This is a genomic window from Amycolatopsis sp. NPDC051372 (assembly GCF_040682095.1).
Taxonomy (GTDB): domain Bacteria; phylum Actinomycetota; class Actinomycetes; order Mycobacteriales; family Pseudonocardiaceae; genus Amycolatopsis.
This window is the reverse complement of the sequence record NZ_JBFBAF010000036.1, coordinates 32555-46689: the sequence shown is the minus strand read 5'-3', so window position 1 is coordinate 46689 and position 14135 is coordinate 32555. Positions and strand designations below refer to the sequence as shown.

General features: G+C 71.2%; 12 protein-coding genes. 4 read left to right on the top strand and 8 right to left on the bottom strand.

Annotated elements, in window-relative coordinates:
• The first annotated feature begins 14 nt into the window (after positions 1-14).
• The gene (locus AB0M56_RS40610) at positions 15-995 is read left to right on the top strand and encodes a Gfo/Idh/MocA family oxidoreductase (protein WP_364186244.1); all 981 of its coding nucleotides are present in this window, start codon (positions 15-17) and stop codon (positions 993-995) included.
• Here the strand turns inward: AB0M56_RS40610 and AB0M56_RS40605 are convergent.
• A complete protein-coding gene (locus AB0M56_RS40605; RefSeq protein WP_364186319.1) occupies positions 953-1492 on the bottom strand; it encodes an NADAR family protein in 540 nt (179 codons plus the stop codon). The two genes, AB0M56_RS40610 and AB0M56_RS40605, sit on opposite strands and share 43 nt — an antisense overlap.
• A 1024-nt stretch (positions 1493-2516) precedes the next feature.
• Complete coding sequence (locus tag AB0M56_RS40600; RefSeq protein ID WP_364186243.1) at positions 2517-2699, bottom strand: hypothetical protein; 183 nt, start codon at positions 2697-2699, stop codon at positions 2517-2519.
• Between the two features lie 273 nt (positions 2700-2972).
• On the opposite strand from AB0M56_RS40600, the gene AB0M56_RS40595 reads away from it, so the two are divergent.
• Positions 2973-3374 carry a pyridoxamine 5'-phosphate oxidase family protein gene (locus AB0M56_RS40595; protein ID WP_364186241.1) on the top strand — a complete coding sequence of 134 codons (402 nt, stop codon included), beginning with the start codon at positions 2973-2975 and terminating at the stop codon, positions 3372-3374.
• On the opposite strand, the gene AB0M56_RS40590 is transcribed toward AB0M56_RS40595, so the two are convergent.
• The 6 genes from AB0M56_RS40590 to AB0M56_RS40565 all read right to left on the bottom strand — a co-directional run bounded on the left by AB0M56_RS40590 (position 3371) and on the right by AB0M56_RS40565 (position 9654).
• The gene (locus AB0M56_RS40590; protein ID WP_364186239.1) at positions 3371-3658 is read right to left on the bottom strand and encodes a hypothetical protein; all 288 of its coding nucleotides are present in this window, start codon (positions 3656-3658) and stop codon (positions 3371-3373) included. The genes AB0M56_RS40595 and AB0M56_RS40590 overlap by 4 nt on opposite strands.
• A 56-nt stretch (positions 3659-3714) precedes the next feature.
• Positions 3715-3909 (bottom strand): hypothetical protein, encoded by a 195-nt coding sequence (locus AB0M56_RS40585; RefSeq protein WP_364186237.1) that lies wholly within the window; start codon positions 3907-3909, stop codon positions 3715-3717.
• Positions 3909-5468 carry a long-chain-fatty-acid--CoA ligase gene (locus AB0M56_RS40580; RefSeq protein ID WP_364186235.1) on the bottom strand — a complete coding sequence of 520 codons (1560 nt, stop codon included), beginning with the start codon at positions 5466-5468 and terminating at the stop codon, positions 3909-3911. The genes AB0M56_RS40585 and AB0M56_RS40580 overlap by 1 nt, the downstream gene beginning before the upstream one ends.
• A gap of 95 nt (positions 5469-5563) precedes the next feature.
• Positions 5564-6757 carry a GTPase gene (locus AB0M56_RS40575; protein WP_364186234.1) on the bottom strand — a complete coding sequence of 398 codons (1194 nt, stop codon included), beginning with the start codon at positions 6755-6757 and terminating at the stop codon, positions 5564-5566.
• Entirely contained in the window at positions 6754-8526 is a 1773-nt protein-coding gene (locus AB0M56_RS40570) for an isoniazid inducible protein IniA (protein ID WP_364186232.1), read from the bottom strand. Before AB0M56_RS40570 ends, AB0M56_RS40575 begins: the two co-directional genes overlap by 4 nt.
• A 99-nt stretch (positions 8527-8625) precedes the next feature.
• Positions 8626-9654 carry an IniB N-terminal domain-containing protein gene (locus tag AB0M56_RS40565; RefSeq protein ID WP_364186230.1) on the bottom strand — a complete coding sequence of 343 codons (1029 nt, stop codon included), beginning with the start codon at positions 9652-9654 and terminating at the stop codon, positions 8626-8628.
• A gap of 522 nt (positions 9655-10176) precedes the next feature.
• Between AB0M56_RS40565 and AB0M56_RS40560 the strand changes: the two genes are divergently transcribed.
• Positions 10177-11319: a molecular chaperone DnaK gene (locus AB0M56_RS40560; RefSeq protein ID WP_364186228.1), complete on the top strand. Its 1143-nt coding sequence runs from the start codon at positions 10177-10179 to the stop codon at positions 11317-11319.
• Complete coding sequence (locus AB0M56_RS40555; RefSeq protein WP_364186227.1) at positions 11316-13880, top strand: helix-turn-helix transcriptional regulator; 2565 nt, start codon at positions 11316-11318, stop codon at positions 13878-13880. Before AB0M56_RS40560 ends, AB0M56_RS40555 begins: the two co-directional genes overlap by 4 nt.
• The last annotated feature ends 255 nt before the right edge of the window (positions 13881-14135 follow it).

Sequence of the window (14135 nt, the reverse complement as noted above, 5' to 3'; positions counted from 1 at the left end):
GCTAAAGTTCGATCATGCGCATCGGAGTGCTCGGAGCCGCGGGAATCGTCCCGGAAGCTTTGCTCAAGCCGGCCCGGGAGAACCCGGACGTCGACATCGCGGCGATCGCGGCGCGCGACATCTCGCGCGCCCACGAGTTCGCCACGAAGCACCGCATCCCCGAAGTACACGCGACCTACGAAGAGTTGCTCGCGGACCCGTCCATCGACGCCGTGTACAACCCGACGCCCAACGGCCTCCACGGCCGCTGGACCCTTGCCGCCCTGGCCGCCGGCAAGCACGTGCTCTGCGAGAAACCCTTCACCGCCAACGCTTCCGAGGCCCGCCTGGTTGCCGACGCGGCCGAAGCGGCCGGGCTTGTGGTCATGGAGGCCTTCCACTACCGCTACCACCCGTTCACGCGGCGCATGGAGGAACTGCTGGCGTCCGGCGAGCTGGGCGAGGTGCAGCACATCGAGACCGCGGTGTGCTTCCCGCTGCCGCGCTTCAAGGACATCCGCTACAACCCCTCCCTGGCGGGCGGCGCGACCATGGACGCGGGCTGCTACGCCGTCCACATGGCACGCGTCCTGGGCGGCGCGACCCCCACTGTCGTCGACGCTCGTGCCAAGCTGCGTTCCCCGGAAATCGACCGCGCCATGACGGCGTCCTTGCGCTTCCCGTCCGGCGCGACGGGCCGCGTGCGCGCCTCGCTGTGGTCGTCGGACGTCCTGCGCATCAGCGCCCGCGTCGTCTGCCGCGGCGGCGAACTGCGGGCGATCAACCCGCTCTCACCGCAGTTCTGGCACCGCCTGTCCATTCGACGCGGCGATTCCCGCTCAGTGGAACGCTTCTCCCACCGGCCCTCGTACGCCCACCAACTGGAAGCCTTCGCCGACGCAGTGTTGCGCGACGTGCCGAGCCTGACGCCCCCATCGGACGCCATCGAAACCATGACCGTCGTCGACGCGATCTACGAGGCCGCCGGCTTGCGCCCTCGCGTCCCCACGTCCTGACGCACCTTCATCAACGCGAACCCCAGCAGGTTGAGCCCCCGCCACGCGCGGGGCTCACCCACGCGCTGGTCGTCCGGCGCCAGCCCGATCCCCCACACCCGATCCACCGGACTCGCCTCGACGAGCACGCGCTCCCCCGTGTTGGCCAGGAACTCGGCCAGCCCGGCGTTCTGCCCGAACTTCGCCACGTTCCCCTCGACAACAATGTCGAACCGGTTGGCGTTCCACACTTCGTCGTTGAACCCTCTGACTTCACGACCCAGGGCCTTCGCCGCTCCGGGATGCCTCGCGGCTCGGATGCGCTCCGCCGTGGAGTCGTCTCCGAAGAGGGTTGCCTTTCGCCACATCATGAAGTGCTCGGCGGTCGCGAAGAGCCGACCGTCCACCTCGAATCCAGCCGGCCACCACTGACTGAGGCACCCGGCCCCAATCCGCCCACCCGGGTCCGGCCGGTGCCCCCAGAAGGGCAGGTACTTGAAACGCCGCCCCCGGTCCAAGGCACGACAGAGCTCATCGAACGTCCGCGGCTGTGGTCCCATACGGACAGTGTGGACGAGGTCGGGGAGTTTCGCCCGGGGTTTTCGCAGGTTGACGGCCTGGAGGCTGAGGTTCGGGGGAACGGGGCGGCTGGATGGGGGATGGGATTTTATCGCTGAGTGGGATATGGGATGGGGTGCAGTTGGGGAGTTCGGTGGTGTGAGGCTGGGGAGGGTCTGTGGTGGGGTGGTTGATTCGCGGTGGGATTCGAGCGGTTCGGCCCATGCTTGACAACGCGATTTGACCCACCGCGGCAACGCTGGGCGACTCACCAGGCAATGCTGACCGACCAGCCCCGGCAATGCGACGCGGCCCACTCCCCAAGACCTAACGCGACGCACCCCAGCAACGCGAGTTGACCCACCTCTCGCAACACAACTCAACCCATCCCCTACGACTCAAGGCACCCGTACCAACAACGCAACGCAACACGGCCTCCGAAACGGAGCCCCCTTCCCGACCACCCCTGGTTCCTCACCACACAAGCCACACCCTTCCCCCACCACAAAACGCAACAGGCACTCCCAACCGCGGGAGACCTCCCACCCCCCTCCCCTTCCCCTCCCGGCTCCCCGACAAGAAGCCTCAGCGCGGTTCGGGCTGGTTGTCAAGGTACGCTTTCCCGCCTTGACAACCAGCCCCGAACCGTAGCCACAATTGTCGGCTTCGGGGAGCTCTCGTCGAGCTTCTTTTTCTTTTCGCCGAAGGCGATGCTCTTCAGGAAAGAAAAAGACCCGCCTACGGCGGAAAAGAACTGCACATATCACCACCCCGATTTTTCTATCGTTCTACGGTGCTCGCTTTGTGTCAAGGCTGGAAAGCGTACCTTGACACAAAGCGAGCACCGTAGAGAAAGTAAAGAATCGGGGGGTGCGCCGGGGGAAAGGATGTTGAAGGAGTCTTCGTTGCAGTCCTAGTGGGGGCTTGGCAATGCAACGACATCCGCACAACCAAGCAGATGGCTCGGGAATGCCAAGCGGCCGCTTAGCCTTCGGCCGCACCTTCAAACCAGTCGCCGATGTTCTTCCAGGTAAACGCCAGCTTCCAAGACTCGTCGACAGCAAGCCATCCAGCGGCCGCGGCAGTGATCTTGTCGCGGGAAACAGTCAGCGTCTGGTAATGACGGGAAGGGGGCGCCATCGCGATACCCAAGCTGATAAGTGCCATTGGGGGTATACCAAACCTGCCAGTAGGTGTTCTCGACACCACCATCGAGAATCAGGTGACCGCCGCGGGGCAGGGATTCCATTACAGCAGCGATGTTGTTCTCGGTGGGGTTCTCCAGGTTGAGGCCGGCGGACGTCTCCATCGTTACCGAGGTGATCACCTCTCGGGTCGCTGCGGTCGAGCCGAAGGATATCGCTGCGACGAGCATTGACCGGTGCACGTGAACCCCATCCCCCACCGAAGCCATCCGCGCCGCCAGCTAGCGTGGCCGGTATGGAGATCGATCTGACCGCCCGCAGCGACGAGTTCCGGGCCTTTTGGACCGAGCGGAGGCTGGCATCGCTGACCACGGTCCGGCCGGACGGCACGCCGCACGTCGTGGCGGTGGGAGTCACCGTCGACTTCGAGGCCGGCGTAGCGAGGGTCATCACGTTTTCCGACTCCCACAAGGCGCGCCTCGCCAAGGCCGCGGGCGAGAGTGGCGTAGCGGCGGCGGTCTGCCAGCTCGAAGGCCCCGTCTGGTCCACGCTGGAAGGACTCATGGTCCTCCGCGACGACCCGGAAGCCGTCAAGGACGCCGAAAACCGGTACGCCGCGAGGTACCGTCAGCCGAAGCCGAATCCCAAGCGGGTGGTGTTGGAGATCCGCGTCAGGAAGGTCATCGGCAACGCCTAGCCGCGGGCGTGCACCAGCCAGGTGTACTCCGCGATCAAGGCGGCGAGGTCCGTGTCCTCACCGGCGGCCGCGAGTTGCTGGTGTCCCACGAGCATCGCCAGGCCGAGGGCGGTGAGGGTGCGAGCGAGGGCGGCGTCCCCGACCAATCCCTTGACTGCCCGCCCCACGGTCTTCAGCCGGGCGTCGTCCACCCGCTTCTGGGCCGCGCGCACGGCCTCGTCGTTGGCCGCCCAGGCACGGATCGCGGCCTCGGCCTTGTGGTGCAGGCCGAGCGTCAGTTCCATGAGCGCCGCGAAGTCAGCGGCGGGGCCGGCTTGGCCGAACGAACCCGAGGCCAGGATCAAAACCTGCCGGTTCTCCCAAAAGACCAGTAGATCCTCGACGAACGCCGACCAGCCGCCGAAATGGTGATAAAAGGTCCGCTCGTCACACCCAAATCGCGGCACAAACGGCCGACGTTCAAACCGGCGAAACCATCCCCGGCGAGCACGCCGAGCGCCGCTTCGAAGTACTGCTCCCGGGTCACCGCGGCCATCAGACGTTGCGGTCCCGATCCCGCCAATAGGGCTCCCGCAGCGAGCGCTTGAGGATCTTCCCCGTCGCGTTGCGCGGCAATGCTTCGAGAACGTCAACGCTGCCAGGGCACTTGAAGTGCGCCAATTGCTTCCGGCAGAACTCCAGCAGCTTGTCCACGTCGAGCACCTCGCCCGGCACCGGCGCGACAACGGCCTTCACCTGCTCGCCCCACCGTTCGTCCGGCACGCCGATCACGGCGACCTCCGCGACGCCGGGGAACTCGGCCACCACGCGCTCCACCTCGGGCGAATAGACGTTCTCGCCACCGGTGATGATCATGTCCTTCACGCGGTCTTCGAGAAATACAAACCCACCGCCATCGACGCGGCCGATGTCGCCCGTGCGCACCCAGCCGTCGACGATCGTCTCGGCGGAGGCTTCGGGTTTGCCCAGGTAGCCCGACATCCGCTGGTCCGTGCGGATCCACACCTCGCCCGACTCGGTGTTCGCCAACGTCGCCGGGTCGACGATCCGGACCTCGACCCCGGGCAGCGGCGTGCCGGCCGAAGCCAGACGCTCGGGGCGAGACGCGTCGCGGTGCGCGACGCCGTCGAGAGTGGTCACGGCGCCGGACAACTCAGTCATGCCGTACACCTGCACGAACTCCATGTCCGGCCAGGCGGCCAACGCCGTGCGCAGCAGCGGGAGCGGCATCGGCGAAGCGCCGTAACCGAGGTACTTCAGCCGGGAGAACCCGGCGATCGCCTGTTCCCCCGCCTGCACGATCGCGCCGACCACCGCCGGCACGAGGAAGGCGTGCGTCGCCCCCGCGGCCAGGGCGCCGAACAGCGACGGGGCGTCCGGTTCGCGGGTCATGATCGTCGGCAGGCCGGTGAGGAAACCCAGGATGGCGTAACAGGTTCCGCCGACGTGGAACAGCGGCATCGCCACGAGGTTCTTGTCGCCGTCGGCCATCGGGAAGGCCGTGCCCACGGCGGTGCCGTGCGTCAGCACACTGCGGTGAGTGAGCACCGCGCCCTTCGGGAATCCCGTGGTACCGCTGGTGTACATCACGAGCACGCCATCGTCCTCGGTCACCGGCGGCAAGTCCACAGAGGACGGATCGCCCGCCGACACCAGAGCCTCGAAAGCGTCGGACTCCCCGCCCACGACAACGAACCGCCGCAAAGCAGGAAGCCGACCCCGGATCTCCTCCAGAACCGGCACCAGCTCCGCCCCGACGAACACGATCTCCGCACCGGAATCCGCGAGGATGTAAGCCAGTTCGTCGGGCGAAAGCCGCCAGTTCACGATCGCGTTGGCCGCTCCCAGCGCCGCCACCGCGAAGGACACCTCAAGGCACGCCGGGTGGTTCTTGTCCACGAACGCCACCCGGTCGCCGCGCCCGACGCCGTCGGCCGCCAGCGCCGCCGACAGCCGCCGCACGCGCTCGTCGAACTGCGCCCAGGTCCGCGTCACGCCGCCGAAGGTCACCGCCGGCTCGTCGCCCCCTTCGCGCGCCCAGTGTTCGAGCACGTCTCCCAGCAGACGGAAGTCGGGACGTTCGTCGACAGCCATGCAGCGGCTCCCTTCGCAGGCACCAGCGCCATAGAGTGCTCTATGGTGCGGCGCCGAAACCCCCGCCGTCAACACCCCGGCCAGGGGAAACTCGCTCAGGCGAAGAGCGCCAGCACCCCTTCGGCGCTGCGCACCACCACGTGCGCGGCCGCGCGCTCGGCCGGCGGGCGATCCTGCCGCTCGGCCTCGTGCCGCCACCGCAGCACGGCGTCCGCACCGGCGGCGTAGACCTCCCGCGGGTCCGTCTCGAAGTCGAGGCCCAGCCGTTCCTCCGGCGTCGTCCCCTGCGCCCCCAGCAGCCGCACGGCCTCGTCCGCGGGCTCACCGGACAGCGCGGTCCGGCCACCGCGGATGTCGGCGATCAGGCGCAGCTCCGTGAAGTCGTGGGCGGTCGCCGCGAAGCGCTCCACGCGCGCCTTCAGCCGGTCACTGCCCGGCCGCGGTTCGTTCTGCAGCACGGTTTCCAGCCGCACCACGGCCGTACGCGCCTTCAGCGCCTCAGCGCGCGCCGCGAAGCACCCCGCGACGGTGTCCCGCAGCTCCCCCAGACCACTGCGCCGCACGAGCTCCGTGGACAGCTTCACGCGGCTGTCGCTGCCCGTGCGGATCAACGTCAGCGCCAGCTTCACCCCGAACAACCCGAACCGCGAAACCAGCGAACGCCGCGTGTCCACCGAAACCGGCCCCGGGAACGCGGGATCGGTGAACGCGTCCACCGACAGCAGGTAGCGCTCCAGCTCCTCGCGCGGCACGGCGGCGAACGCGGCCAGCAGCTCGAACTCGTCGTCGGTGAACGCGCGGGCGCCGTACGCGAGCTGCGCAGCTACGGCGATCACGCCCTGCGCTCCGCTGCACAGCGGGTCTTCGCGCCACGCCCGGCGCGCCAGCTGCTTGGCCGTGAGCAGCGCGTCGATGCGGCCCGCGCCCGTTTCGTCGGCGCGCGCGAGGACCAGGACCGTGTCCACGGCCGTCTGCCGCGCAAACGCCGAGCGCGCGGCCGGGTGCGTGCTCGCCAGCTCGTCGGGCTCGAGGTGGCGCAGCAGCCGCACGGTCGCGTCGGTCACTACCGAGGCGGACGGGTCGTCGACGAGCGTCAGATCGCGCAACGACCGTGTTTCGCCGAGTGCCGCGGCGAGCGTCGACTTGCCCGTGCCCGGCGCGCCGGTGATGCCGACGCGCAGCGGTTCGTCGAGGTGGTTGAGTGCTTCGTGCAGCGACGCGGCAGCGCGTGAGCTGTCGCGGTAGAGGCCGCAGGCTTCGGCCAGCAGGCCGCGGACGTCCTCGGTCACGCCGGCAGCTCCCTCGGCGCGCGGCCCGCGAGCACACCCAGCTCGCCGGCGCGCTGGTGCAGACCGGCCAGCCGCTCGATCTCGCGGCGCAGCTTCACCATCCGCCGTTCGCGCTCGGCCGAGCCGGCGATGATCGTCTCGCGCTCGCGCGCGAGCTGGTCGGCCAGCTCCTCGGCCAAGCCGGTGAAGTGGTCGCGCAGCTTCCGCTGCACATGGCGGATCGCGTCGCGGCACTCCTTGGAGAAGCGCAGGAAGACGTCGTCGACGTGGCGCTGCGCGGTCATCTTCGCCACCGCTTGGCGGCGCTGCAGCCGCATGCCTCCCTCGTCGCTGATCGTCTTCGCCGCGAAGGCCGCGCCCGCGCCGAGCGAAACGGGGTTGATCAGCGGCAGCCCGGCGAGGCTCGTGACGAGGCCGAACATGAGCACACCGCCGTAGGAACCACGCAGACCCGTGAACAGCTTCTGCCCGATCTTGAACCCCTCGATGCGCGGCTGGCGGACGTCGGCGATGAGCTCGGCACCCGATTCCCCGAGCCGCAGGTCGTGCAGGTCGTACTGCGCCCCGAACGCCGCGGCGACGGCTTGGGCGATCCACTCCGCGCGGTCGGCGGTGAAGTTGTAGTTCGTCTCCACGGCCTCGGCGAGCGTCTTGTCGAGCCACGGCCCGAACTCGTCCCACACCTTCACCGGGTCGCCCTTGTCGAAGGTCTCGTCGATGGTCTCGACGATCTTGCGGGTGCGCTCGCGCAGGTCGTACTCGGCGTCGGACTGCAGGTCGGCGATCTCGTCGGCCAGCAGGTTCTGCCAGCGGGTGTTGCGCTTGCGCAGCTCGTCGGCCTTGCGCTGCGCGCGGTGCAGCAGGGTCGTCTGGTCCACGCCCGCGTCCTGCCCGGCGAGCTCCGCACGGGCCCGCAGCGTCTCCACGAGCTCGGCGGTCGCCGCACGCACGCTCAGGGCCGCCAGCACGGCGCTCGTGTGCTCGGGCGGCCGCGCGGCCTGCTCGGCGATCCACGTGAGCAGCGGGGGGAAGCCGGAGCGCGAGTTGAGGTCCTGGTCCCCCGCCTTCGCCGCGGCCATGCGCACGGTGGCCGACACGGGCAGCACGGGCGAGTCGATGCCGGCGCCTGCCAGCAGCGCGCGGTCGCGTTCGGCGACGGCGCGCCAGCTCGGGCAGACGTCGATCTTGGTCAGGGCGACCACGACGTGGGGGCACCACGTGCGGACGTGGTGGGCGAGCGCGACCTCCGCCTCGCTGAGCGGGGTCGTGGCGTCGGAGACGAGCACGACGGCGTCGGCGTCGGCCAGCACGTCGAGGGCGGCGGCGGTGCGCGGCGAGCGCGGGTCGCCGATCGCGGGGGTGTCGACGAGCACGAGGCCCGCCGAAAGCAGTTCGCGCGGCACGCCGACGTCCACACGGCGCAGCGAGCCCGGGGGGCGTGCGCCGAGTTCGCCGGTCAGCTTTTCGACCGGCACGGGCACGCGTTCGTTGCCGCGGCCCACGAGCGTGGCCGTGGGTTCGGCCGAGTAGCCGATCTCGACCGGCACGGCGGGCGTCGCGGCGTCGCCGACGGCGCAGACGGGTGCGTTGAGCACGGCGTTGACCAGGTAGCCCTTGCCCTGCTTGGGAAAACCCAGCACGGCGACTCGGGTCGCGCCTGGCGGCCGGTCGCGGCGCCGGCGCAGACGTTGCACCAGGTCTTCGCGGCCGTGGGACCGGCAGGCGTCCAAGGTCTCGTCGAGCACTTCGAGCCAAGCGGAAGCGGTCACGTCGAAGGAGTGTCCCCCGTGCACGAGGAGTGAGCGAACCGGGTGGTGGCTCCGCGGTCGCACCCAGACCGCGGAGCCACTCCCGTCAATGCCTGTGGATCACAGGTGCAGGTCGAGCCCGCCGCCGCCGTGGCTGGTCTCGACGCCGGCCTGGAGGTCGATGCCCAGCGTGTGCTGGCCCAGGTCCGTGACGGTCGAGACGGTGTCGTGCACCGCGCCGAGGCCGGCGTCGGTGCCCGTGTGCGCGTCGGTGCCGGTGTGGGTGTCGGCGCGCTCGCCGCCCAGGTCCGGGACGACCGAGTGCGTGAGGCCCTGAACCTCGTTGGTCACGCCGCCCACGGCGTGGTCCAGGCCGCCGGCACCGAGGCCGCTGGTGAGGTTGCCGACCTGGTCGGTGACGGAGCCCGCGAGGTCGCTGACGTGACCCTCGACGCCGCCGGCGGCCTGGGCGAGGTTGCTCGTCAGGCCACCCACGGGGGCCATGGCGCCACCGGCGACCGGCAGGTCGCTCGCGTGGAGCGGCGCGGAGCCGTCGACGGCACCGGTGACCTGGCCGGCGACGTCCTGGACCTGCGCGACGGCGCCGCTGACGGCACCGGCGTCGAGGCCGCCCGAGAGGTCGTTGACCAGGCCGAAGGCGCTGGTCGGGTCCTGCGCGAGGGCGGTGACGCCCGCGGCGGTGTTCTGCAGGTCGGTCACGCCGGACAGCGTGCCGACGGCGGGCAGCTCGCCCACGACCGGGAGGTCGCCCACGGCAGGCAGCTCGCCGACGGCCGGCAGCGCCGGCAGACCCGGGACGGCCGGGAGGGTCGGGACCGAGAGGCCGTCGACGCCGGGCAGGCCCAGCGACGAGGTGAGCGCCTGCAGCTGCTCGATGGCGCCCGCGGGGCCGTCGGCGAGGACACCGGTGAGGTCGCCCGCCTGCGGCAGGGCGGGGAGCGCGCCCAGGTCGTCGACCGGGATGTAGTCGAGCACCAGCGGCATGACCTCGTGCACGTCGGCGGCGCTGATGTCGCCGAGGCCGGCGGCCTGCAGGGCGGCCTGCGGGTCCTGGGCGAAGGCGGCCAGCGACATCGGGTCGCTGAGCAGGGTGAGCGTGAAATCGTGCAGGGTCTGCACCGGGTCCATGTGGGGATCTCCAGAGGTGTTGACTGCGGGGGATTGGCCCGGCCGTCCCCGGCCAGGTTGCCGATGAAGGTAGAGACGGGGCGCCCGGTCCACATCGGGGTTCACTCCCAGTTGTCGCGCGTTCCGCCGTTAGGGGGTCGCCGGCTCCCCGTTAGGGAGCGGGGGTGACTCATCGGCCCACCAGTGGGGTTAAAACCGACATTCGCGCGTCGCCGGTGACCCGAACGCGTGAGGATCGCCGGGGGCCCGGGGATCCGGCTGCGCACCCCTCCGGGACGGCCCCTCGAAACCGGCTCCGCACCCCCGTTCACATCGGCGTTCACTAACAGTCGCAGCTCGCTCAGCCGTTAGGGGGTCGATATGAGATCGTTAGGGAGTTACGGGCTCATCCGTTCGGGGGCTCGGTTGGGTAAATCCCACCCGAGCTTGCCCGGATGACCCGAACGGGTGAGGATGGCGTTCCCCTAGGGGGCGGATTGCTCTCCTTGGCCCGTCCCAGTGCGACGAAGGGAGGAAGCGGCGTTGCCCTATGTGCTCGGCATCGATGTCGCCCACGCCCGGACCCACGCCGCCACCCGCCGGAAGCTTGCCGACGGCTGGGGCGCCCCCGAACCGCTGTGGCTCGGCGAGAGTTCGCCGGCCGCGGCCACCGCGTTATTCCTGGACGATGAGGGTTATCTGCTCACCGGTGACGCCGCGGCGCGCGCCGGAACGAGCGTTCCGTCTCGATTGCTGACGGGGTTCCACCGCCGCATCGGCGACGACGTCCCCGTGTTCGTCGGGGGCGAGCGGTTCTCGCCGGAGTCACTCACCGCAGTCCTCGTCGAGGGCATCGCGGAGCACGCGGGCGCTCAACTCGGAGGAGCACCCCGCCACCTCGTCGTCACCCACCCCGGTGATTGGGGCGACTACCGGCGTGACCTTCTGCGACGAGCGCTGGGTGAATCCGGCTTCGCCGCCGTGACTTTGGTGCCCAGTTCCATTGGCGCCCTTTATGCCCATCTGCCCGATCCCGGACCCGGCGACCGGACGGCGGCGGTGTGCGAGTTCGGGCCCGACGGCGTCACCGTCACGCTCGCCACGGCGTCCGGCTCGGGCGGCTGGGTGGCGCGCACGAGCACCGAGGGCGTGGCGCCCGCGGCGGCTGTGAGCACGGCTTTCGCGCTCGCCCACGGGATTTCGGTGCTGCCCGACGCGTTGGCGGGCATCGTGTTCTCCGGTGAACCCGGGCCGGGGGCGCTGCCGGGCCGGTTGCCGTGCCCCGTGTTCGCCTCACCCCAGCCCCCGCTCACGGCCGCGTTCGGAGCCAGTAGCCTCGCCGCTCAACGGATGAGCCCGCCCGCCCGGCGGGAGCAGCCCGTCGCGGAGACGACCCTGATCCCCAAGGTCGACTCGGTGCCCGAGCTCGCCGAGCGGCCCTCCCCGCCGCCGGTGGACATCACGCCGTTCGAACTGCCCCCGTCCGAAGGCGCCGCGAAACTGCTGCGCCGCTGGCGTCCGCTCGCCGCGGCCGCCGCGGTGCTCGCGATCGGTTCCTCGGTCCTGATCGCCGCCCTCTCCTCCCACGAAGCCACGGCGGACAAGGGAACCGCCCCGGCCCACCCCGCGTCCCTCACGTCATGCGCCCGCCCGGGCGCGGCCCCCACCGGTGAAGGTCACTGTTGAACGCACTGCTGGCGAAAACCGGCACCGACGCCGTCCACCCCGTTGCGCGCCTGCTCCTCGCCGAGCTGGCGGCTGCGACCGCCACGCCCGCGCGGCTCGTGGTCGTCGCGCCCGGTGGCTACGGCAAGACCACGCTGCTCGGCGCTCTCGAGTCGGGCTGCCGCGAGGCCGGCGTCGACGCGACGCTCGTCGACGACGCCGACCAGCTCGGCGAGGAGGACGTGGCGAGACTGACGGCGCTGGCGGGACCGGTCGTGCTGGCGCACCGGCCGAACCCGCGTTCGGAAGCGTTGCGAGCGTTGGCGGAACCCTTCGCCCGTCAGGTGGCGCTGCCGCCGCTGGACGCCGAGGAGGTCGGGGCGCTCGCGCGGCAGCTCACGGGCCGGCTCGTCGACGGGACGGCTGCCGCCGCGTTGCACTCCCGCACCGGCGGGGTGCCGAGGCTGGTGGAGCGCGCGGTGACCGGGCAGCTCGGCGAGTTCCGGGCCGAGCTGGCGGAGCTCGACGACGACGTGCTGCGGTACTTGATCGCCGCGGAGGCCGGGGCCGGCCGCAATCTCGACCTGCTGTGCGCCTTGCTGGAGCTGGCGCCGGATCGGTTGCCCGAGGTCGTCGACGGTGCCCGCGCGACGGGGCTGCTCGACGCGAACGACGGGTTGTTGCCGGTCGCCGCGGAGGCCGTGCGGACGTACGGACCGCCGGCTCGTCGGCTGACGGTGTTGCAGCAGCTCGTGGAAATCCAGCTGCGGGGCGGGTTGCCCGTGCTGGAGCTGGCGAAGTCGTTGCTGGACACGGGAAGTTCGGGTGCGAGCGCGGCGGCTGCCTTCGCGGCGGCCGCGGGTGAGGCGTTGCCCGGGGACACGAAGCTGGCGGCGCGGCTGTTCGGAGCCGCCGCCGAGGCGGGGGCGCGCGACACGGCCGTGACGACGGGGTGGGCCCGGGCGGCGGCGTTGTCGGGTGACCTGGACACGGCGCTGCGGCTGGGTGACGGGATGTTGAGCGGCGACGATCCCGAGGCGCGGGCCGCCGGGGCGGAGATCGCCGCGACGGTGTTGGCGCACCGGGGTGAGCTGGCGCGGAGTGCGGAGCTCTATCGGTGGGCCGCGGCGGCGGACGCTTGTGCGCCCGGTTTCGGCGACGGTGACGCCGGGCCGGATCTGACCGCGTCGACCTGGGGCGCGCCCCGACCGACACCCGGCCACAACGCGCCCGTGCCCGGGGAGGTTTGGGCGCCTTCGTGGAACAACGCCCGCGGGCCCGAGGTGTACCGGTGGGCCGGGCGCGGGGCCGCGAACGCGTTCGCCGCGATCGCGCTCGTCGGGTCCGGCCAGCTGGACGCGGCGCGGACCTTGGTTGACGCGCCCGTGCCCGGGGTGGCGCCGACGTTGTTCGCCGGCGCAGTGGCGCGGACGGCCGGCGGCATCGTCGACTCGGTGAGCGGGCAGGGCGCGGACACGCTCTCGGCGCTCGTCGGGGCGGCCGCGATGCTGGAGCCGGCCGCCACGGGCGCCCCGCTGCCGGACAGCCCGGCCGCGCTGGCCGCGCTCGTCGGGCTGCACTCGGGTGAGCTGGGGCTGGCCGAATCGGTGCTGGACCGCGCGCTGGCCAGCGACGTCGGCGGCGACCTGCTCACCGCGCGGCACCGGCTGTTGCTCGGCTGGGTCGCGATGACCAGCGGGCACCTCACGGCCGCCGCCGAACACCGCGACGCCGTGGCGGGCACCCGCCTCGAAGCCCGCGACGAGCTCTTCTTCGCGACGCTCGAACTCGGCCTCGCCCGGCGCGCGAGCGACCTGGTGGGGCTGCAGCAGTCGTGGGACCGCGCGTACCAGGCGTCAATGCGGCAGCAGACCGACCTGTTCACCCTGCTGCCGCTGGGCGAGCTGGCCATCGCCGCCGCCCGCACCGGCGCGCACGCGAAGCTCACGCGGCAGCTTCGCCACGCCCACGCCATGCTCGGCGAGCTCGGCAACCCTCCACTGTGGACGGTCTCCCTGTGCTGGCACGAGCTGCACGCCGCCATCACCGTGGAAGACCTGGACACCGCTTCCCACCAGCTGGCCGCCCTGACGAGCTTCGCCGGCCACGGCCGTTACCCCGCGGCGCTGGCCCGCGCCGCCACGTGCTGGCTCGCGGTCCTCGGCGGCGCCTTCGACCACGACGAAGTCTCCGCGGCCGCCGCCGAACTCCACGAACTCGACCTCTGCTGGGACGCCGCCCGGCTGGCCGGCCAGGCCGCCATCCGCACGTCCGACCGCAAAGCCATGGTCCAGCTCCTCGAAGCCGCCCGCCAGTTCCAGGCCGGCACCGGCCGCCGCGAATCCGCCACCCCGGAACCCGGCGCCGCCCCCGGCCTCAGCACCCTGAGCGAACGCGAGCTCGAAGTCGCCCGCCTCGTCGTCGACGGCCTGACGTACAAACAGGCCGGCAGCAAGCTGTTCATCTCCGGCAAAACCGTCGAACACCACATGGCGCGGATCCGGGCCAAGCTGGGTGCGGCGGACCGGCGTGAGCTGCTCGCGACGCTCCGGGAGCTGCTCGCCAAACCCGACCTGTCCTGAGGCGCGGCGGGCGGGTCAGTCAGTCGCCGCTGGGGCCGAACCCGCACAACGCTGCCGGCCCCGGCGCACCGGCAACTGCCCAAGCCTGCGGCCACTGGCGAAGTCGGCGCGGCGCAAGGCCGCCCCGTCCGGAAGCGACGGCGCCGCGGACCGGCGTGAGCTGCTCGCGACGCTCCGGGAACTGCTCGCGACATTGCGGGAACTGCTCACCAAACCCGACCTGTCCTGAGGCGCAGCAGGCGCGTCAGTCAGTCG